This is a genomic window from Streptacidiphilus sp. ASG 303 (genome assembly GCF_020991365.1).
Taxonomy (GTDB): Bacteria; Actinomycetota; Actinomycetes; order Streptomycetales; family Streptomycetaceae; genus Peterkaempfera.
Genome location: NZ_JAJLRA010000111.1, coordinates 1 through 326, shown reverse-complemented (window position 1 = coordinate 326; position 326 = coordinate 1). Strand labels below are relative to the sequence as shown.

Here is a 326-nt window from a genome sequence, read left to right as displayed (position 1 = left end):
CGCCCCGCCGCCGGGCCGGCGGGCGGGGGCGTTCCCGCCCCGCCGGCCCGGCGGCCGGGGCGCCCGTCCACGCCCCGGGCACCCCGGGGCGACCCGCGACACGGAGAGCCCGCGATGCCGCAGTCCGACCGCTCCGCCCCGCGCGAGGTCCTGGCCCGCTACCACCGGGCCGTCCTCGACCGGTCCGCGGACGACCTCGCCGACCTGGACGCGGCCGACGCCGTCCACGAGTTCCCGGTCCCCTTCCCCGGCATGCCCGCGCGCCACCCGGGGCGCGCGGAGGTCCGGGCGGGCTTCCGGGCCGCCTGGGACGCGAGCCCGGCCCG

At 84.4% G+C, this 326-nt stretch carries 1 pseudogene; it reads left to right on the top strand.

The window, feature by feature from the left end:
• Positions 1–114 precede the first annotated feature (114 nt).
• Positions 115–326 (top strand): annotated as a pseudogene (locus LO771_RS30140) (nuclear transport factor 2 family protein); the annotation flags it as partial.